Annotated in this window: 16 protein-coding genes and 2 pseudogenes; 7 read left to right on the top strand and 11 right to left on the bottom strand. The window is 60.9% G+C overall.

All coding sequences use genetic code 11. The features are described 5' to 3' along the window. Nucleotides 1-1,003: 1,003 nt before the first annotated feature. Both ACN50D_RS11735 and ACN50D_RS11740 read left to right on the top strand, forming a co-directional pair. On the top strand, nt 1,004-1,345 hold the full coding sequence (locus tag ACN50D_RS11735; RefSeq protein ID WP_211921932.1) for a hypothetical protein: 342 nt from the start codon (nt 1,004-1,006) through the stop codon (nt 1,343-1,345). Nucleotides 1,346-1,436: 91 nt separating this feature from the next. Further along, on the top strand, nt 1,437-1,865 hold the full coding sequence (locus tag ACN50D_RS11740; protein ID WP_249343079.1) for a hypothetical protein: 429 nt from the start codon (nt 1,437-1,439) through the stop codon (nt 1,863-1,865). Here the strand turns inward: ACN50D_RS11740 and ACN50D_RS11745 are convergent. Continuing rightward, nucleotides 1,790-2,191: a MerR family transcriptional regulator gene (locus ACN50D_RS11745; protein ID WP_211921934.1), complete on the bottom strand. Its 402-nt coding sequence runs from the start codon at nt 2,189-2,191 to the stop codon at nt 1,790-1,792. The two genes, ACN50D_RS11740 and ACN50D_RS11745, sit on opposite strands and share 76 nt — an antisense overlap. A 275-nt stretch (nt 2,192-2,466) precedes the next feature. Here ACN50D_RS11745 and ACN50D_RS11750 point away from each other — a divergent pair, with 275 nt between their 5' ends. Together ACN50D_RS11750 and ACN50D_RS11755 are read left to right on the top strand one after the other, a co-directional pair. Next, the gene (locus tag ACN50D_RS11750; protein WP_211921936.1) at nt 2,467-2,610 is read left to right on the top strand and encodes a hypothetical protein; all 144 of its coding nucleotides are present in this window, start codon (nt 2,467-2,469) and stop codon (nt 2,608-2,610) included. A 145-nt stretch (nt 2,611-2,755) separates the two neighbouring features. Next, a pseudogene (locus tag ACN50D_RS11755) lies at nt 2,756-3,544 on the top strand (SigB/SigF/SigG family RNA polymerase sigma factor). Nucleotides 3,545-3,682: 138 nt separating this feature from the next. Here the strand turns inward: ACN50D_RS11755 and ACN50D_RS11760 are convergent. Together ACN50D_RS11760 and ACN50D_RS11765 are read right to left on the bottom strand one after the other, a co-directional pair. Further along, nucleotides 3,683-4,114 carry an ATP-binding protein gene (locus ACN50D_RS11760; protein WP_211921938.1) on the bottom strand — a complete coding sequence of 144 codons (432 nt, stop codon included), beginning with the start codon at nt 4,112-4,114 and terminating at the stop codon, nt 3,683-3,685. 637 nt (nt 4,115-4,751) lie between these two features. Continuing rightward, a pseudogene (locus ACN50D_RS11765) lies at nt 4,752-5,602 on the bottom strand (ornithine decarboxylase); the annotation flags it as partial. A gap of 453 nt (nt 5,603-6,055) precedes the next feature. Between ACN50D_RS11765 and ACN50D_RS11770 the strand changes: the two are divergent. Continuing rightward, complete coding sequence (locus ACN50D_RS11770; RefSeq protein WP_211921940.1) at nt 6,056-6,928, top strand: hypothetical protein; 873 nt, start codon at nt 6,056-6,058, stop codon at nt 6,926-6,928. A 71-nt stretch (nt 6,929-6,999) separates the two neighbouring features. Next, the gene (locus ACN50D_RS11775; protein ID WP_249343081.1) at nt 7,000-7,620 is read left to right on the top strand and encodes a hypothetical protein; all 621 of its coding nucleotides are present in this window, start codon (nt 7,000-7,002) and stop codon (nt 7,618-7,620) included. 350 nt (nt 7,621-7,970) lie between these two features. On the opposite strand, the gene ACN50D_RS11780 is transcribed toward ACN50D_RS11775, so the two are convergent. The 6 genes from ACN50D_RS11780 to ACN50D_RS11805 form a co-directional block, all read right to left on the bottom strand. Further along, complete coding sequence (locus tag ACN50D_RS11780; RefSeq protein WP_211921942.1) at nt 7,971-8,312, bottom strand: hypothetical protein; 342 nt, start codon at nt 8,310-8,312, stop codon at nt 7,971-7,973. Between the two features lie 179 nt (nt 8,313-8,491). Further along, entirely contained in the window at nt 8,492-8,953 is a 462-nt protein-coding gene (locus ACN50D_RS11785) for an Hsp20/alpha crystallin family protein (RefSeq protein ID WP_211921944.1), read from the bottom strand. A gap of 758 nt (nt 8,954-9,711) precedes the next feature. Then, a complete protein-coding gene (locus ACN50D_RS11790; RefSeq protein WP_211921946.1) occupies nt 9,712-9,993 on the bottom strand; it encodes a MerR family transcriptional regulator in 282 nt (93 codons plus the stop codon). 1,220 nt (nt 9,994-11,213) lie between these two features. Then, nucleotides 11,214-11,867 carry a PAS and ANTAR domain-containing protein gene (locus tag ACN50D_RS11795; protein ID WP_249343082.1) on the bottom strand — a complete coding sequence of 218 codons (654 nt, stop codon included), beginning with the start codon at nt 11,865-11,867 and terminating at the stop codon, nt 11,214-11,216. Between the two features lie 514 nt (nt 11,868-12,381). Further along, the gene (locus ACN50D_RS11800) at nt 12,382-12,687 is read right to left on the bottom strand and encodes a hypothetical protein (protein WP_211921948.1); all 306 of its coding nucleotides are present in this window, start codon (nt 12,685-12,687) and stop codon (nt 12,382-12,384) included. A 1,437-nt stretch (nt 12,688-14,124) separates the two neighbouring features. Continuing rightward, complete coding sequence (locus tag ACN50D_RS11805) at nt 14,125-14,649, bottom strand: GNAT family N-acetyltransferase (protein ID WP_212633797.1); 525 nt, start codon at nt 14,647-14,649, stop codon at nt 14,125-14,127. A gap of 1,145 nt (nt 14,650-15,794) precedes the next feature. Here ACN50D_RS11805 and ACN50D_RS11810 point away from each other — a divergent pair. Then, nucleotides 15,795-16,217: a hypothetical protein gene (locus ACN50D_RS11810; RefSeq protein WP_211921951.1), complete on the top strand. Its 423-nt coding sequence runs from the start codon at nt 15,795-15,797 to the stop codon at nt 16,215-16,217. A gap of 756 nt (nt 16,218-16,973) precedes the next feature. Here ACN50D_RS11810 and ACN50D_RS11815 read toward each other — a convergent pair. Both ACN50D_RS11815 and ACN50D_RS11820 read right to left on the bottom strand, forming a co-directional pair. Continuing rightward, a complete protein-coding gene (locus tag ACN50D_RS11815) occupies nt 16,974-17,225 on the bottom strand; it encodes a hypothetical protein (protein ID WP_211921953.1) in 252 nt (83 codons plus the stop codon). 344 nt (nt 17,226-17,569) lie between these two features. Then, nucleotides 17,570-18,391 carry an adenylate/guanylate cyclase domain-containing protein gene (locus ACN50D_RS11820; RefSeq protein ID WP_211921955.1) on the bottom strand — a complete coding sequence of 274 codons (822 nt, stop codon included), beginning with the start codon at nt 18,389-18,391 and terminating at the stop codon, nt 17,570-17,572. Nucleotides 18,392-18,844 lie beyond the last annotated feature (453 nt).

Here is an 18,844-nt window from a genome sequence, read left to right on the forward strand (position 1 = left end):
CGTGGAGTCGCTGTCGGCGGGAGTGGCGAGCCTCGACGCGCGCGCTCTCGATGCAGACGGTCCCGTTCGGGGTGCTTGAGCTCCATGGGCGAACGCCGATCACGTTGACTCCGCGTGACGATGGGACCTGCCGGGCGTACCCGCATACGATCGCGTGCGCGGTGGTGTCCGAACTCGCTCCGGCGTACGCATTGACCTTGGGAAGTACTGTGGGTGTGTCCCGACATGGATACGTCCGCATCGCCTGCGGGATATTTTCTGGGTGCCAAGGGATTTCGGTGAACGCGGCGATGGTTGGTTTGCGTGCGCTGACTTTCTCGCGGCAACGCCGCATCTCCGCGATCGCTCGGGACTCTCGGCGGGGAGTGGTTTTCGCCCGAACTGCATCGACCATGCGCACGGTGTACGTGTTTCTGTGGTCAGTTGCTGGGAGGTTAGAGTCTTTGCATCGGTGAAGCCAGCGCCGCCACCATCGGAGTGTGCGCAGGACGGTGCCTGCGAGACGGGACCGCGTTGAATCGGAACAATCTTTCTGCAGGGCGCGATCCGCGCCTCAGTCCTCCGGCGATGCGGTGGCAGAAATACTGCTCCGACGACATCGCTGCGACACTGGAGCGTTTCGGCGCACTGTTACGTACGCCGATGGGGTTGTCGGTCATGCGGCAGTCGGTCTGCGCTCACATCGTGACGACGATCACCAGCGCGGACATGTCTGTCTGGGGCGACGATCCTCTCGGGCGCCGACAGGGAGCCGAGGACTGTGGCGTGTATCGCCGAGGTCGTGGGCTTGCAGGAAGCGATGAAGACGCGAGCAACGATCGAGCAGGCCAAAGGAATGTTGGTGGTGCACGGCATCGCACAGATCGTGCGTTCGAGGTACTCATCGAACAATCGCAGTTGCGCAATGTGCGGGGTCGTGGGGCGATCGTCGCCGAGGTCGTGGGTGCCTTGGCGGGGCGTAACCCGGGGCGGGACCGCTTGAGAGGAACAGGAGGAGCACGCGGTGGACTGGTTCGTATCAATGTGGGATGAGGACGCGGACGCTCACCTGTATCGCGGCGGCGCAGGATGCGATCGCGGGTCGGTGATCGAGCAGGTAGTGGCTGCGGGTCGTTTGATCGCGCGCCGCGAGGACGGTTCGACCGTCGGCGTTACAGGAAAGGTTGTCATTGACGGCACACCGGTGGACGCGATCGCATTCGGCGACTTCGGAGTGAGCGACGACGAGCTTCGCGTCGAGATCGGCATCCAGTTCGACAGGGTTCGAGCCCGTGTCGGTATACAGCTCGACCGGGATGATCGCCGCGTTGGGCGCTTCCCAGGTATGGGTGCATCCGGAGGTTAGGATAAGTGTCGTTCATTCGTCATGACTGTGGCAACGGACCGTCTTTCACGCCGCCCTTCCGCCGGACGGCTCCGACCAAGGTGGGAGGGCAATGCCTCTGACGAAGAAGTTCTCCGCGATATACGGCGACGCTTTGGTGGCATTGGGCGTGGCGTCCCAACGGCCCAGCACCGTCGTCAACGTGGACGGGCATTATTCCATTCGTGTCGATCTCGAGTTCAACCGCTACGTCCTGGCTGCCAACTCCCCGCGAGGGCTTGGGGACGAACCCGACGCCAGCGGATCGTGGTTGGTGCACATCTTTCAAACCGGTGACAACGGTACGGACACGCTGCTGAGTCAAGCGGAGAGGCCGTGGCTTATTGACGCTTTCGATACCGCGGTCGGCCAGCTCGAAGTGGACGGAAACGCCATTGTTGCCGATGCGGATTTCGGCAACATTCATCACACCGGCGAACGCCTACCGGATTCGAATGTGACCTCAGCTGGCGGGCCCACCCCGGACGGCTCGTTCAGCTGAGCTATCCGCTCGGTCAGGATCGCGTTCTGTGCTTCCAGCGCGAGGATGACGCTGATTCCGGCCAAGTTGATCCCGTCGTCGATTAACGCGCTGATGCGCCGTAACGCGGAGAGGTCCGCTTCGCTGTGGCGGCGCGTTCCCCCACCCGTGCGTGCGGGCGCCAGAAGTCCGCGGCGTTCGTACAGTCTCAAAGTTTGCGGGCCCACTCCGGAGAGCTCCGACATCACGGAAATCCCGTACACCCCTCGGTGGGCGCGCGCTGCATCCTCCGTCGCCACAGCCCTCTCCTTCAGTCCCACCAAACGTTGGTCAACTTTAACATGCATGGCGAGTATCTCTATGTTTGCCAGTGGCAGAAATCTGTTACCCTCGATATAGATTTCATGTATTCGCTGTTCTGCTGAATTGAGCTGAAAACTTGCGTTGCAAGGTGCGTGCGCAGATGGGCAGCGACAGCGACCCAGCAATTGAGCTCTCGCACCTCATTCTCTGCCTTTCGGGTTGTCGCTTATCTGCATCAGTTGATATAGATAGATTTACGACATCGCATCAGACGATTGTATGTCGGGTACTTGGGCCTCGGAGGGAAGTGACTACTGCCATGACCTCAATTCAACGGTGGACGCGCCCGGACACAGCGATGGCCGCTGCTGAGTTCACGGTCGACACAGTCCGACGCCACTTTGACGTCGCCGGGGGAACAGCAATTGCGTTCCGGTTCGTTCTGCAGACGATCAACACCTGAGCATGAGGGAGACGACGATGTCGACAACACAACGCGTACGCCTTGTCGGAGCTGCAGGTGGATCTTCACTTCGACATGAATCTGGATCTACGGTTCCTCGGCGCTCTGCGAGAACGACGACCAAGAGAGGGAAGTTGGCATTCTCATGAGCACCCACAACGGAGACTCCGACTACAAGCACCTTGCGGCCCTCTTCGAACAGATGGCTGCAAGACCGACCGACGACGAGCGCCGCGAACGTCTACGCACGCAGATCATCGAGTCGTGTCTACCACTGACCAGAAACATCGCCTTGCGATACCGCGGCCGCGGACAAGCCCACGAGGACCTCGTACAGGCCGCCAGCGTCGGTCTGGTCAGTGCAGTGAACCGCTTGACCCCACCAAGGGCAAAGACTTCCTCGCCTTCGCGATTCCGACGATGATGGGGGAAGTGCGCAAACACTTCCGGGACCGCGGCTGGGACGTTCGTGTTCCACGCTCGTTGCAGGAAAACTATCTCGCGCTCATCAAGGCCCGCTCTTCCCTCACCCAAGCCCTCGGACGCGAACCCACCGTTCCGGAACTGGCAAAAGAACTCGGAGTGGAACCTGCCGAGATCGCTGAGATCGTCGCAGCCGGCGATTCCTATCACGCGGCGTCCCTCGATGCGGCCACCGTCAACGACGGACGGTCGATCGCAGAATCCTTGGGAGACTTCGGCTCTGCCCTCGACAGCATCGACAACCACGAAACGCTGCGACCAGCACTGCTCGCACTTCCTGAACGAGAACGCACAATCGTGCTTTACCGATTCTTCGGCGACCTGACCCAAGCGGAAATCGCCGAGAAGGTCGGCCTGTCGCAAATGCACGTCTCCCGACTGCTCACAATCGCTCGAAGCACTCCGCCGAACACAGTCCCTCACGGCGCGCGAGACCATCGTCGCAGCATGAGCTGGATGCCAAGAAATGCGGATTCGCGCGCGACCCGGGTCCTAAACAGCTCGCGATCGGAAGCGTTGTCGTCGGTGTCGACGAGCCACACCGACAGGATGACCTGCGTGTACTCGTTAACCTCCACAGTGGGTGGGATCACGAACCTGCCTGCAACACCTTGGTCAGTGTGATCGTCACATCCCAGTCCTCCCCGGGCGCGGCCGGCTGAAGCTCCTCGAGAACCACTTCGTCGACCAGGGTCTCGAGGACGTGCCACCCGAAGGACGAAGTGCTCGTGATGATCTGGTCCGTTGTTGCCGCAGAGAGCCTCACCTGCACAGCGGCGGTATCGTCGCCGCCGAACGTGCACGTCAGCGTGCTGGAGGGGAAGGCGTGGCCGATGAGGATGGTCGCTGCTTCGTCGGCGGCGAGAACGAGATCGGACAACCCGCCCAACGAGAGCGCATAGTGCGCGGCCACGGTCCGCACCAGCGAGCGCAGCACCGGCAGTTGATCCGGTGATGCAGAGACGGTCAGCGAAGGTGAAGCGGCGACCGGGGAAACGATCGCCCGCGCGAAGGACGTCACGTGAGATTTGCTCCTGTACTTGATCGGATGCAGCCAACCCCTGGGTGGGAACTTGTCGGCCGCATTCGAGAAAGATGTTCAGAGCTTCATCTACCCAACGCAAGTGCCGCCAAACATGGAGTTAAACGCCATTGTCAGTGACCCAACAGGACGTGGTCGAAGGGCGTTCGTAGGCATCGGGGATGTGCAAGTCCGCTGTCACCCGCGTGAGCAGCATGATTGCGCCGCGTTCGTAGCCGTGCATCCGAGCGACAGCGGCCGACCACTCCGACTGATCGCTGTCGCGTCGGTAGAGAAATCCTCCCACTCGTTGTAGTGCAACGGATTTCGTCGTCCGCCCCCACCTGTGCCGTCCGGCACGGCATGTCCCCCTTCATTCTTCGTCCAGCCCCGGGCACTATAACGCAGGTGTGTCGGGCGTATCTGAAAGCTTCACAACGGATCCCGCCGGTACTTAGTGATCTCGACGACGCGGAGCGCACCTGCAGCAAGATGCGCCCGCGGTACGATGTTTGCCCGCCGAACTGCTTGGCATCACCCCCCCAAGCGCAGGCGCAGCGCGGATGCTGCGCGGAGCTGGTGGGCTCACCGGCGCGCATGGACCGGCACCCGGTAGCATGTCTGGGCTCTCATGCATATGCGGTGCCGGCCCACCCAAGATCTGGGAGTTGTTCGTGTCGTCACGAAGCGAGGTGACCAGTGTCAGTGTTGTATCCAACAACTCGTGTCCGGTCTCGACCATCTGACGACGCCATCCGTCGAGAGCTGAATAGATTATGCGTTGGGGCCCGTGGTCATCAACAGATCGGCGCACGCCGTCAGCTGAACAGTGTCGACAAGATCTCCCTGGAGCGTGGAAGACCGACTATCGTTCGAATCCCATCCTCATCTTGTGCACGCTGACCATGCAGACGTCCGCTCCTGCGTCCATCGCCCAGGGCGGCAACTCTTCGTGAAACGGCAGATGTGCACCCCACGCTTCGTCGACGATCAAGGGTTTACCTGTCCGGTGGCATTCGCCTGCGATCGCTAGGTCTGCATAGGTGCCGTACCGACTGGGACTGACGATCTGCGCGCTCGCCGCGTCCGGAGTCCTTTCCCGCTCGCATTGCACTTGAGAGGGGGAGGGTGGATGCGAAATATGTTGCGCAGCATCCCATTGTGGGGTTATCCATGGGGGTGGTGCCGGTAAAGATCAGCCTTGCGACGATTAACTTGTGGCTGTCTCGACTGAGCGGCAGTCTTCGGGATCGATGTCAGTGGTTGCCACCCTTGCTGCTTTGGTGAACAGTGAGCTACCGCACGTCGAGAAGATCGCATGGCCCTCGCCCACCACGTCGGCCGCCGATCGTTCGGCATCTGCCAGGTGCCGTTCTGCCTGTCGGTCTGTGCCGCGCCCTTGAGCGTGCCCCGGTGGGGTGAACCGTATCGATCCAACCGGCGGTCCTGTGCAAGGGCCTTGAACAACGGTGCTCGGTTGTGAACCATGCGGCGCGACTACCCCAGGCTCGAAGGAACAATCGAAACAAACGTCCACCAGCCTCGTTCAGCTCAGGTGTCCACACGAGACGGGGTGGCGAGAACCCGAAAGCGCCAGCTCAGCGATGGGAACTGGGCGCGGATGGAAATTCAACACCCTGGCCACTGCCTGCCCCCGGTATTGGTCTTGCGGGGTATGGGACTTGCGGGTCGCTCCGGCAGGCTGCCTTGATGGACTGTCCAATGACCTGACAGCAGCACAGGGTAGAAGGTCCTCGCAGAACGTGGATGAAACGCCACCGAAAGTACGAGCACGTCCCCGAAAGGGATGAACTTTCTCCGGTTTGTGTGACTTCGAGTACTACTGGTCGGTAGCCTTCGCTCCGAGCACATAGATGTGACTCGCGACACACCAAAAACAAGTGAGGTTTCGGTGCGTCGATTCCATGCCTGAGGAGCCCAATGTCCAAGAATGCCTTGAGAACCCGAGTTGCCCCCACGATGGCGATCGCTGCAGCCCTTGCATTGATAGGGGGAGGCGTTGCCACCGCAGAGGAGAATTCCTCGCTCGGTTCGTCCGGTACACCCACCGCTACCCCCTTGACGTTCGACGGGTGGTCATCATGCCCCGTCGAAGACCTCGACGTCGCGACCTGCGCGACCGTCGTGGTGCGCGGCGGCTCGATGAAAATCGGGGGACTGACCGTGCCCGTCCCCGACGGCGGACTCAAGATCGCCGGCGGAGTCAAGTACGCCACCCAACCCGACGGCAGCTTCGTCGAAACCTTCGTCCCCAAGCCGGACGGCCGCAACGGGGTGTACTCGAACCCGATCTCCGTCCCGGGTGGGGCCATCGGAATTGACACTCCACTGAATCTGACCCAGATCACCGCAACAGTCGAAGCTGTTGGGCTGCCGAACATCAAGGTGCTGGACCAAGAGCTGACGATGCCGGTACGACTGAAACTGTCGAACTCGTTGTTGGGTAACAACTGCTATCTCGGCTCCACAGCGAACCCGATCAACCTCCACCTCACCACCACCGGAAACCCGCCCTCAGAGCCCATCGGCGAATATCCCGGAGCAGTGTTCCCTGCCGTTCAGCACACCGACAACCTCTTCGCAGCTCCCGCCGCCAGCGGATGCGGGGTCTTCGGTGCACTCAACTGGGCGGTGAACCTGCGAGCAGGAACGCCCTCCGCCAGTGGAAAGAACTCTCTGACCACTTCCAGCGACGTCTACACCGTCGCCGCGCGCAAGGTGCGACCGCCGGCAGCTTCCGCTGCGCAGGCAGCCGAACCTGCAGCTGTGGCGCAGATGGGAGCCGCCGGGTAGAGATCACACCCGCCTGAATTTCTTTCGACTGACGGTTCACCCCAAAGGTATTCGACAGAAAGGCACATCACATGTCATCACGCACAATGCTCGGCAAGACCTCCGCACTCGTCGGGGCAGCAGCCGCATTGACCATCGCTGCATCCGGGATCGCAGCAGCGTCCACCACGATCAGCCCCGCCACAGCCACTCCGGTGACGGCCACCAGCAGTGGGCTCAGTTTCGTGACAACCGGCGGTCTCGAGTTGTACTGCACCAGCGTCAGCGGATCGGGCACCACCCCTGCAGCGCCCGGTAACGTGAACCCCGGAACAGGCGGCATCAACATCAACATCGCCAGCGTGGGACTGTCCGGATGTGACCTCGAAGGTGTGCCCGCAACAATCACCACGTCGGGTTCCTGGGCTCTGAACGTCAACGCCGACAGCGGATCACCGATGGGAAGTATCAAGATCCCCAACGGCGGAGCCCATGTAGTCGCTGGTAGCTGCGTCATCGACGTCACCGCCAGCACCGCCGGCCCCGTCCCCTACAACAACACAACACACACCGTCACCGCCAACAACACCGGAACGGTGAACTTCACCTCCAACGGCGGAAGCGCCTCCTGCCCGGCAGCAGGGGCCGGAACAGCGAAGATGACCGGAGCGCTCAAGTTCAACTCCACGCCCGGCATCACCGTCACTCCCTGACCCGGAATGTAGTTGCGCCATAGCCACACCCGCACTGAGAACTATATGCGGGTGTGGCTATGGCGTACTGTTCGCCAAACCGTCTACTCAGCACAGTCCGCCTCCCGCTTGCAAAGGTACACAAACCCGTACCGGTCGCGAATAGTTCACCCACGTCGCACTGAGCCGCCGTTCGTCGGTGCTGAAGCGCAGTATGGGGCCGGTTTGACGAAATTTCTTTCGCTAGTCCAGGCTTCGAGACTCACCGAATCCGAGAGTATGCCTGTAGTGCAGATTCGAACGCATTGTGTGGCCACTTCCCGTAGTGCACATCGCTGCTTCCTGTAGTGGAATTGCCGAATTGCGTTTGTCTACAGGTGGGGTAGTGCTGCAGTGAGGAAGACGGCGCCGAAGGCGATTCCGGCGATGCCGGTGAGGATCCCGACCACGCCGGCGGTGTTGTCGCCCAGATCGCGTCCGGGGGTGTCGGGTCGGCGCGCTGCCAGGGCGGTTCCGATGGCGGCGGCACCGAGGAGGATGCCGAGGCCGAACATCCAGAACGTCAGTATCGAGAGTGCACCGAGCATCAACGCCATGTCGCTGTATTCATCACTGGTGATAGGACGGTGGTGATCCCACCAATCGGGTGGAGTGTGCGGGCGGGATTCGGTGTTGTCGGATTGCTCGTGCGGGGGGAAGGTGGATGCAGTCATGACGGCTAAAGGGTTCTCGTGCTGATTCTTTCGTGTGGTGGATGGGCCGATCGGCCGTACGGGTGCAGAGGGGATCGAACGGCGGTGGGGATCGAAAGGGCGGTGGGGTGAGTCCCGAGCACGCATCGCGTGTCTTCGGAACTCACCCCACCGTGGAACGCTTGTCCGGGCCAGCAGGATCAGGCTTCGAACTGGACCTGCGTTGTCGCTTCGATGGTTTCGGTTCGGGAGGGTGGTCCGGAGGAGACCTCGATCCTCCGCGGTTTCGCCTTCTCTGCAATCGGCAACGTCACCGTCAACACGCCGTTGTCGTACGAGGCGACGATCTGTTCGGCGTCGATGTCGTCGCTGATGGACAGCTGCCGTCTGTATGTTCCAGCGAAACGCTCACTCGCCAGCCAGCTCACACCCTCTTCGGAGAGGGCCGTGCGATGCGCGGTCAACGTCAGAGTCGAGCCGTCGATGTGAACGTCCACCGAGCCGGGATCGACGCCGGGAAGATCGGCGTGCAGGACGTACTGGTCCTCGACCTTGTAGAGGTCCATCGGCATGAACCGTGGACTGCGTCCGTTGCCGGTTCCCGCGGCGAGGACGGACTTGGTGATCGCGTCGATGTCAGTGAAAGGATCGAAACGAAGCACAGCAACACACCTCCCATGTCGTGAAAAGAAAGGTCACCGCCACTGTGGCGGCTGACCGAACTTACTGTGCGAGAACATGATAACCACACGAATTAGCACTCTGCAACCGAGAGTGCCAGAAGCTTTGGGGAAGTGTTCCGGTCCCTGAAGATCGCAGCCGCGGGCTAGCCTACAAGCGGTTGGTGCAGGGAGGAAATGAACCGGACCATGTGAATTGCATAGTGGTCCAGCAGGTCAGGGTCGGATGTCTGATCGGCTGAGCTGTGCGGGCCGGTGCCGGGGAAGTGGCGCGCGGCCTGCGAGGTAAGGGAAATTCGGCTGCAAAGCATTGCATTCGATGGTCAGATTACAACGTATTGTCGGGATGACGCTGCGCTGGATAGTTCTATCAAAGAGTCGTGGCCGCGTTCGGCTCCGGTGGTTTCGATTCAGACAACACAGCATCAAATCTCCACCAGTTGCAGTGGCCGTCGGCAGTGCCGCCGGAGCCCCGGCTCTGCGTCAGTCGGGGTGTTCGATCGTCGGCGTCGGGCACACAGCGCCGCCGACCAAATGTCCGTGCGAAGTCTACGCTCGCGTGCGCGCACTCCTTCAACCGTAAACAGTACAAAGGGATGGGCCAGATTTCACCGCGTTCGATACCAAGAAGAGGCACCTGCAAGTACTTTCGCACCACGTCGTAGTCCACTGCAGAGTCGACCGCGGGAGGCGCCCGGACGCCACCGGCTTCGCGGTCTAGGGGCGGTGCGAGCCCGCCGTTATTCGGGTGAAGGGTCTGAGCGGTTGCCGTGCTTGTGCGCTAATTCGGTGTTGATGCGGCGGGCTTCGGCGAGTTGGTCTTCGAGGATGATGATGCGGCACGCGGCGTCGAGTGGGGTGCCGGCGGCGACGAGTTCGTGGGCGCGTGCGGCGATGCGTAGTTGGTAGCGGGAGTAGCGGCGGTGCCCACCGTTAGAGCGTTGGGGGGTGAGGAGTTTCGCAGCGTCGAGGCTGCGGAGGAATCCTTGCCGCACGCCGAGGAGTTCGGCGGCGTGGCCCATACTGTAGGCGGGATAGTCTTCGTCGTCGAGCTTGTCGGACAGGTCGCCGGCGGGTTGGTCTGCCGAGATGGCGGTCTTCTTTCACTGGAATGGACGGGGCCCCCGGCGCGGGGGTGCGCCGGGGGCCGAGACGGGGTCGATTTCACTTACTGCACCAAAAACAACTGCACTCTTTGTGCTTCCGAACTCACACACCATGTCCGGTAGCCCGTTTGAAAGGGGGTGCCGGGACCTGAACTGCACACTCACAACACAACTTTCGGTCCCGGAACGTCCCTGCCCTGCAGTACTGCTTGCGGGTAGTTCATCTCTCCCGCACCTCTTGATTTCGTTCCTGCGAGAAAAAAATACAACACACGAATGGAAAATGTCTACCCTCGCCGCGATAGAAAATATGAGTCGGGTGTCGGCGGTTCGACGGTGGGGCGTTGAGCCTGGTCGGCGGTGGTGTGAACCGTCGATGGGCGGGCCGGACCGGTCGTTCTGGGATGATGATGTGATGCGAAATACCTCGAAGTCGCAATCCCTGCTCCGTGCCCAGGTGGATCGGGAGTGGCGCGACGCCTTTCTCTGCCGCCGGCGGCGCTGCAAACCCCGGCGGAGCTCGGCACCGTTTGAGGTAGGGGAACGCATTCTTGATGCCGCGATGCGATCGGCCTGTGCGGAGCTCTCGAAGCATGCTCGCGCGGTGGAGGAGTTGAACGAGGCTTCGCATCCACGGGGGTTGAACGGGGCGCTGTTGTCGAACGGAGAAGAGTGGATTCCGGGGCATTCAGCTGGGGATTCGCAGTCGTCGGGGAACCGCTCCACACCGGCATCATCGCCAGTACACGCCCCGCTCATGTAGTCGTCGCGGCGAGCCTCGCAATCTGAATGACCGGGGACCGGATCTGGGTGTTCAAACACCGAGCCTGGCTCGCCCTGGCACCTGCACTCCCCGGACTTCATCACCTTGAGACCATTTTCCCTAATTTGCACCACGGCATGCCTCGTAGGCGAGTCCGACGTGGGATATTTCCCGTTCGCAGACGCCAGTAAAACAGTCTCAATGGTTTGTCTAGTGGGCGTGCCTGTCTGTGCACTGGGCAACCAGGAACGATCGATCCGTAGAACTGTTTCCGTCGCTCGTCGATGGGTATGAAAATGTGCACGCCGACGGCGCGATGAAGGGCCCTCGGCCAGGTGCCTGCGGTTAAGCAGTAAGCCGCAGGCACCGCTCGTCACTGCGGATCGGTTTCTGCGGAGCCGAGAAGTACATGGTCGAATTGCGAACGCAGTCCGCTGGGCAGGACGAAGTCGGCGCGGGCGCGGGCGATCAACTGCTCGGCGATGCGGCGGAGTTTGACGTTCTGCTGCTGCGAGCACCAGATGAGAATGTCGAAGGCCCGCTCCGGGGAAATGCCGTACACGATCATCAGCATTCCCTTTGCTTGCACGATTGCTGCGCGGGAGCTGCTGATCTCGTCGACCAGTTCGTCGACCGATTCCTTCACGGTGCGGTCGAGGGTTTCGGTGACGTCGATGTAGAAACCGGTACTGCCGGTCACGTCACCGTGCTCGTCTTCGATGCTGTCGCCGACCACGATCACCGACCTGGTGACACCGCGGGTGTCGATGATGCGGTGCCTACTACTGAACGGCCCGCCCGAGGTGCGGATCGCGTCCAAAGTCTGCGAGACGTAGTGGCGGTCGTCGGGATGTTTGTGTGAGAGCAGTAATTCGGTGGTGGGAACTACCTCCCCTGGGTGATAGCCGTGCATTGTGGCGACGTTGTCGGACCATTCCCATTCGTCTTCGGTGCGTGAGTACCGGAATCCTCCGACTCGGTGTGGGGCACCTGATTCCGATACTCGTTCCATTCGGCCGTTCGTCATGCCCACGCCCTCTCGTCCTTTCACCCGCGATGGGTGCGATAAGGAATGACTACTTTGTATCCGAGAAAACAACGATCGTGGTGCTTTTCGGAAATGGTGCGCTGGAAGCGGCTCGGTTGGGAGAGGGCGGGGTGGGCGTTGCGGTTCGCTCGTGCGCAATCTGGTGTGGTGTGAACACGTGAACGCCTCGGATTTGCTTGCCGTCAACGGTCGATGAATCCGTCGAGTCGGCGTCACGGTTGTGTGATCCGGAGTTGTGCGGGTAGTGCGCCCTCTGGTTGGTTGTCCGGCAACGGTTTCAGGTCCCGGGGTAGAGCGAGCAGCAGAAATCGGCACACCGGGAGGCGCCGATTCTGCTCCCTGGCTGGGCTGTCCATCGCGGACCATCGCGGCAGTCCTCTTCGCGCTGGCAACAGGGCGGTGTTGTTGCGTGCTGAGGAAGTCGAGTTGGGGCCGGCGCTGGTTGCCGTATCTCACCGATTGTTGGAGGCGGGTACGTCTTTGGCGGGTTCTGTTAGCTGTGATGGGTAGGGGGCGGGCGTAGGAGTGCTTTTCTGCGTCGGGCGGCAGTGGTGAGAAGATATTTTTCCGCGGCTGTGTAATCGGCAAGGGTGGTGCCGTCAGGGCCGGTGGTGTGTGTGATCAGCTCGAGGTAGCGGCGCCGGTAGAGGTAGGCGTCAGGCTCTGCAAGGAGGAATTCCGCAGCGGCGACCACGTCCGGATGTGGGGCTGCCCGGGCGGGTCTGGTGGGGACAGGTTGTTGACTGACCGTGGCGGTGTAGTGCTGTTCAGTGTGATTGCCGGAGCGATGGGGGCTCATCGGATCGCAGCAGCGACCGGCAGAACGGTCGGAGCGTGGCCGCGCCTGGCATCGTCGGTGGCCGTCATTAAGACATCACGAACTCGTGGGATGCGGAACATGATCACCGTTCTCCGTGTGGTTAGCGGGGCATACGAGATATGTATACCGCTCCATCACACCGAGTCACAGATATTCGAAGTTACAGACACGAAAAATGTGCGCTGAAGATTTCCGTCCGATATTTTCCTTCGCCCCGAGGTCAACCGCCTTGCCTCCGACCGACGAGCTCGGGTACCGGCCGGAAGTAGTGCGGCCTCGATGGCCACACAGTGCAGGGGACCGGCGAGGCCGTTAGACGTCGGTGATCGCTCCCGGACGGCTACACCTCGACGCTACGGGTCACCGGGGGTGAAGGACGGTGAGGTTCGTCCCGATCGCCGGGAGTGGTTCATCCTGCGTCGCGCCTCCGGGCAAAGTGCTTGGTCCTGATGGATGAACGCGCAGATTCACGGCACATTACTTGACAGGTGAGGAAATTTCGGGCGTAGGACGCCGAATGAGGCACGGCGGAAGCCGCCGATCAGACCGGAGTGGGGTGTTCGATCTGGACTAACCCAGGTTAGTGAATACCCTGTCCCCGTACGACTCCCACGGGGAGATGAGTTGTATCTATCAGGGCTATCGGTCAATGACGCCGACACATCCGTTGCTGCAATCGATAAACCCTTCGCGTCGGCCAGTCGGGGTCGGTTGCGCACCGGCGTAGAACTCGAGCACGGTGATCAACAGCGGACGGCCGCACTGGACGCAGTCGCGTCCATGCTCGGTCACGACGACGGGCACGGTGCTCACAAATATCCACCATATGCGAATTTCTCTAACGCGCACCCCACACTTTGCACCAGCAAGTCCCGAGGTTTGGGCTGGTCTATCTGCTCTTGGCGCGCCGTAGGCGACTTTCGGTCTCGCGTCGGTGCCGCTCCACCTCGATTTCTGCGCTCGATCGCGAGCACAGTCGCGGAGCTCGCAACAATCGATGAGTAACGGGGTGTTAGTCGTTATTGATGATCATCCGGAGTTGTCCTATTCGCGCTCGGTGCTGCTGGACACGCAGTCGGTGGCAGGCGATACGACTACTGACGCAGCGAAGTGAAGACACGGCGTGTGCCCGTAAACTTCAGGGAACACCAAACGAACCTCGTTCGACGGGTTCCTCCTCTGATCGCCGCGCCATTGCCTCGATCCGACGGTGAGTGCGACGGAATCCCTACCCTCTCGCGTCACCACACACGCGCGCTACGTAAAAAAATACTCATATCCGTTGGTGAACAATGGCATTCGCCAACGCTCAGCCCCAGCACCTCTCCCACCACGATTCTGGCCTGGAAGGCAAACATCGTCGGGCACACCCACTTCGGCGCGGCGAGACGCTACCGCATCTCAATCGTTGCGGGGCTATGGCCTGACATCAGAAGGAATGTGGTTCCGACCGACAAGGAGCACACGCCGCTGCAGATCCGCCAATCTCAACACCACACCGAAGGTGAAAGAGGAGCTCGATTGCCCCTTGGTCGTGCCGGGGAGGTCGTCTTGGAAGCCCAGTGACCGGTAATCTTGGAAGCCCAGTGACCGGTAATACTGGATCGCATTATCGTTTCGGTGTTGGATCACGGCTCGAATCGAGTTGAGGTCGGCTTTGTCAGCCAGTCGCATGGTGGCGGTGGCGAGTGCGCGGCCGATGCCGGTGCCTCTAGCCCCTTTCGAGACGTAGGTGGCGATATCTGCTCTGCCGACGGGTAGGTCTCGATGGAAGCGTTCGAGGCTTTGGAAGCCGATCGGTTCTTCCTGGGTGTCCGCGGCGACGACGCAGGTGATGCAATGTGCGCCGGTGAGGAACCACTCGGAGACCTCGCTCCCTGTGAGTGGGGTGTCGATGGCGGTTTTCCTCCCTCTGTGATGATCTCGTTCAGAAGGACCGATAAAGGCTGCGTATCCTCCGTATGTGCTGGGCGGATATGCATCAGGCGAGTGTACGTATTACGAGAATTGTTGAACTGAGGCGAGTGCCGCGAAGTCAGGCCGCGGCGAAGGGTGTGACCGATCTGCACCGGTACGATTCACCGCGGTCGCGGAACTGGGACTGGCCGGTTCGCGTTTCCTCGGTGCCGTGCACGGACACGGAGTTCGTCGACCTGATCGGGATTTTTGATTGATCACTCGATTTCGCCGTTTCACGGTGTTGGTCGTCGTGGGAATGTCAGGTGAGCCGAAGATCTGAACGGTGTCGTGGGAGCCGCAATTCGATCGCTGTCCGGAGAATTTGGTCGGGAGAGTGCAATTTGCTGGAGAACGATCGACATTGAAATTGCACATGGGGCGAAGCGGTCTTCTGCGCCTTGTGTGGTCGGCTCACTAAAGTTGGGTAGGTGTCCAGTTCGGTCGGTACGCTGTGATTCGACAATGGAAAGGCAGGTTCCTCCGGTGGGCGATGTGCTTGTGAGGTTTGACGGATCCGGGGTGGTGCCGGCTGGGATCGCCTGTGCGGCATTGCAACCTGTCCTCGACAGTGTTTATCACAGGTGTTGGGGAGAGTCGCTGCCGATTGTCGAGAAAGCTCTTCGATACGCGGGAAGGGGGGCCTTCTCGCGGGACGGGATCGAGATTTTCGCCGGGTACATTTCGGCTGGTGACAGGCCGGTGTTGACGAGCGGGAATGTCGATGTCGATCGCGCTCGGTTTGGTACGCGATCGAGTCTGTGATGGGGGTAATCCACCTTCGGGTGTGAGGGGGTGGTGGTGCGCGAAAGTTCCTACTGGACAGGTTCGTTGACTCGGCCGTGTCGACGGTCCCTCACCGAATGGGAAAGGGAGCGCTCCCTTCCTGCCCGGTACTTGGCTGATCCGACTGTACCGGCCCGCGGGGGCGGGCAGCCTCGACGGCCACAAACGTCAGGGCCAAGGAGGCCGGCACAGCTTGAGGCTGTACGGGGTGCCGGCGATCGTGGCGTGTTTCCCGTACATGGAGTGCTTTGTCCGATGTCTGGTGTGTCGAAACAACGCAGGGCACAGTTGGGTGGGGTGAGGAAATCGAGCTGGGATGGGTACTGGGCGACTAGGGTTCGGGCATGTCACCTCTGTTTGTGGAACCGCGGCTTGATCATCTGGTCACTGAGGCTGTGTCAGGGCAGTTGAGGCGTAGTACGCAGTACAGCGGGGTGTTGTGGATCGGTGGTGAGCCGCCGGGCGCTGGCCGCGTGTACTTTATGCGAAGTGTCTCGAAGTCGAAACCCCGTGCGGTGTCGATGTTTCTACCCGATTCGTTGCCGTACCTAGGTTCGGAGGCGACGGTTGTCACGCACACCTGGGTATCGAGTGGTCCGGGCGACCCGAATCCGATCATCGTCGCCGCGTCGGCCGTTCTCGTTCCGGATCCGCGAGATGTTGCGTTGCGTTGGTTGCAGCTCTCGGTAAGTGTGGCGGGCAGTGTGCCTGTGGGTATCGGGTATCGAGTGACTGTCGAAACTCACCCGGAATCGGTCAGGCGGTAACGGTTTTCCCTCCGTCGCAACACATCTGGTGATAATACAGACGATGGCACGGCCGATAGCGGCTGTCTCAGCGAACCGCCTCCTGCGAATGTGTCCGGAGTGGCGTTTCCGGCGGTGTAACATGCTCTGATTCTGGCCCGTGTCGAAGTCCTGGTACGGAAGGTGCCTCACCGGGATGCTAGGACGATGCCTTCGCGACATCCGCGGGTGAGTCTTTCGGGGGATGCTCCGGGAAGGAATGGGTCGGCGTGGTGAGTCGGAATCCGTTGATGAGTCCTCTCGAATTGGCTTCGGGACAGTTACCGGGAGAAGGTCGGACGGGGTATCGCGTCGCTTAGCTTGTAGTCCTGCGTAGGAGATTGAGCGGCGTCGGCATCGAACAAGTCGTGAGTCCTCGAGCTTCCTCCGCGTGACACCGGCAACGAACCCCTACGAATCTGACGGCAGAGTCTCTCCGTGACGAGCAGGCGGAAAATCTGACAGTGTGTCTCTGTGACTGGAAGGAGACGGGCTCGTAAAGGTGCAAATTCATCTGACGCTTCGGGTGGGAGATTTCTTCACTGTCGACTGCGGAGCCTGATTAGGTGTGTGCATCACCTCCGTCCGCTGCGGGGTGAGGTACGCGTGGTTGATGGCGCGGGCGCTTTTGGCCGAACGCGGCCCTCGTTATTTCGAGCGAAACAGCGGTGGGGGTCGGGATCAGATGGTCGATCCGCTTTGGTTCAGCTTCTGGGGTTCAGTGGCAGGGGAAGCGGCTCAGGGGGAGGGTGGGAATCCGTATGTACGTCGCATCCAGGCTAACGCGGTGACGTCGTCCTCACTGACATCCGTTGCACTTACCCAGGCGCTAGCGCGCGCGTAGTCACGCCGACGCTGGTCGTTGTCCGCGGTGAAGTGTGCCGGATCGGCGCCGCTATGCCAGGCGTCGGCAGCGGTGGTGCCGGTGTTGTCGAATTGCGACAGGTAGGCGGCGAGAACGGCGGCCTCGCGCCGGAACTTACTCAACATGACGGCGCCTCGACGAGCCCGCTACTAACGGATTCGGTGCAGACAACACGAGGCGCCGACGGCAGATGGTGATGCATGGGTCGGAAAGCTCCATTCGGTCCCGACCTGATGAAGACGGCGTCATCCTTTACGCCGTCAACCGTAGCACCGAACCCAGTGAGCTAACAACAGGCTATTCATACGCCTCCCGGTCTGGCGACTGACCACTGGAGCGGAAATCAGACGGCGGACAACGAATGCATGCTCGAATGTGCACGTCACCCACTGACAGAGGGAGGCTGCCGGTGATGCACCGCGCGGACGGGTTGTCCCTCACCAGGAGGACCCGACGATGACGGCCGCGGTCAATTCGATTGATGGACGGCTCGTGCCGAAGGTTGCGAGACGGGATAGAGTTGGTGGTTGCCTTTGATGCCCTTGAGTTCGACGTTGCGTGGCGCTTCGAGGGTGATGTCTTGCGCCGTACCGATTGTTTCTCGAACGGATTCGCTGACGAGAATCTCGCCTCCGCGCGCCTGACCTGCAACCCGCGCAGCCATGGCTACGTTGAGTCCGAAGAGATCATCACCTCGCCGTACCGATTTGCCCGCGTGTACGCCCATGCGTACCCGGATGTTGTTCCAGCGTTCAGGGCTCTCGCGCAAAGCCTGCTGAATAACAAGGCCGCATCGCACGGCTTCGCCTGGGTCGGAGAACGCAATCATGAAGCCGTCGCCTTGGTTCTTCACAATGTGGCCGCCGTGAACTTCGGTCTGCTTGGTGATCAGCTTGTTGTGCCGTTCGAGCAGTTTCATCCATTCTCGATCCCCCAACTCTTCGTTTCGCGCTGTGGATCCTTCGATATCGGAGAAGACGACCACGATATCGCCGTCGGCGGTCATCCTTGCCAGATCGGGGCGTTCGACTCTGGCCCAGCCAGCCAGATCCTCGATAGAATTTCGCACGGTTGCGCCGAAACCCTTGTTTATCAGCGAATCTGCAGTGTGAAATGCGGTCTTGATGGCACGCGGGGCAATTCCACGTCGTCGACGGCGGGGTGAGTTGCTTCGGAGCCGTTCGAGTGCGATCCGTGTGTTCTTTAGCGTCCTGATGGAGATCACGAGGAGTACGCCGAGCGCAACGATCACGGCTAGCTCGACTCCGGCTGCAATTATCCACAGGGTCATTCGGCCATTTTGGCCCTTGCCTTCGTGACAGCGTGAATCGGTCCGAGCTTCGTGGTCGCCGAACGCCGTCTATGGTCTGAATGATGACGCGTACGACGGTGCGATACCGACAGCAGGGGCAACGGGCCGGTTACCTCGGTGGCAATCGCGGTTCGCACATCGGCGGGCATCGGTCGGCAATGTCGCGTGTGCGGGACAGACAGCCACGGCCGGGGAGGGAATGTCGGCAGGCCCGCGCGCAAGAGCCCTTGCTCTGAAGCTTGGCTCAGTGGGTACGGCGTCGGCACCAGTGTTCGTCTTTGCCGATTTTCTATCGAGGCTGGTCACCAAAGTGCGAAACGCAGGAAAGATGCACGTAAAGTGATGTGGTAAAAGACCTTTCGCGCCGATTCACCTGGCGAACCCACGGCTTCGCCGGAGTGCGGAAATGCTGACCCAGGCACGCCTAAACGG

The sequence above is a fragment of the Rhodococcus sp. SB1D genome, assembly GCF_048573875.1.
In the GTDB taxonomy this organism is placed as follows: Bacteria; Actinomycetota; Actinomycetes; order Mycobacteriales; family Mycobacteriaceae; genus Rhodococcus_F; species Rhodococcus_F qingshengii.

Coding starts and splice junctions, on each gene's coding strand:
- ACN50D_RS11740 (WP_249343079.1), top strand. CDS start 1,437: ATGCCTCTGACGAAGAAGTTCTCCGCGATATACGGCGACGCTTTGGTG.
- ACN50D_RS11745 (WP_211921934.1), bottom strand. CDS start 2,191: ATGCATGTTAAAGTTGACCAACGTTTGGTGGGACTGAAGGAGAGGGCT.
- ACN50D_RS11750 (WP_211921936.1), top strand. CDS start 2,467: ATGACCTCAATTCAACGGTGGACGCGCCCGGACACAGCGATGGCCGCT.
- ACN50D_RS11770 (WP_211921940.1), top strand. CDS start 6,056: ATGTCCAAGAATGCCTTGAGAACCCGAGTTGCCCCCACGATGGCGATC.
- ACN50D_RS11775 (WP_249343081.1), top strand. CDS start 7,000: ATGTCATCACGCACAATGCTCGGCAAGACCTCCGCACTCGTCGGGGCA.
- ACN50D_RS11780 (WP_211921942.1), bottom strand. CDS start 8,312: ATGACTGCATCCACCTTCCCCCCGCACGAGCAATCCGACAACACCGAA.
- ACN50D_RS11790 (WP_211921946.1), bottom strand. CDS start 9,993: ATGGGCCACGCCGCCGAACTCCTCGGCGTGCGGCAAGGATTCCTCCGC.
- ACN50D_RS11795 (WP_249343082.1), bottom strand. CDS start 11,867: ATGACGAACGGCCGAATGGAACGAGTATCGGAATCAGGTGCCCCACAC.
- ACN50D_RS11800 (WP_211921948.1), bottom strand. CDS start 12,687: ATGAGCCCCCATCGCTCCGGCAATCACACTGAACAGCACTACACCGCC.
- ACN50D_RS11810 (WP_211921951.1), top strand. CDS start 15,795: ATGTCACCTCTGTTTGTGGAACCGCGGCTTGATCATCTGGTCACTGAG.
- ACN50D_RS11815 (WP_211921953.1), bottom strand. CDS start 17,225: ATGTTGAGTAAGTTCCGGCGCGAGGCCGCCGTTCTCGCCGCCTACCTG.
- ACN50D_RS11820 (WP_211921955.1), bottom strand. CDS start 18,391: ATGACCCTGTGGATAATTGCAGCCGGAGTCGAGCTAGCCGTGATCGTT.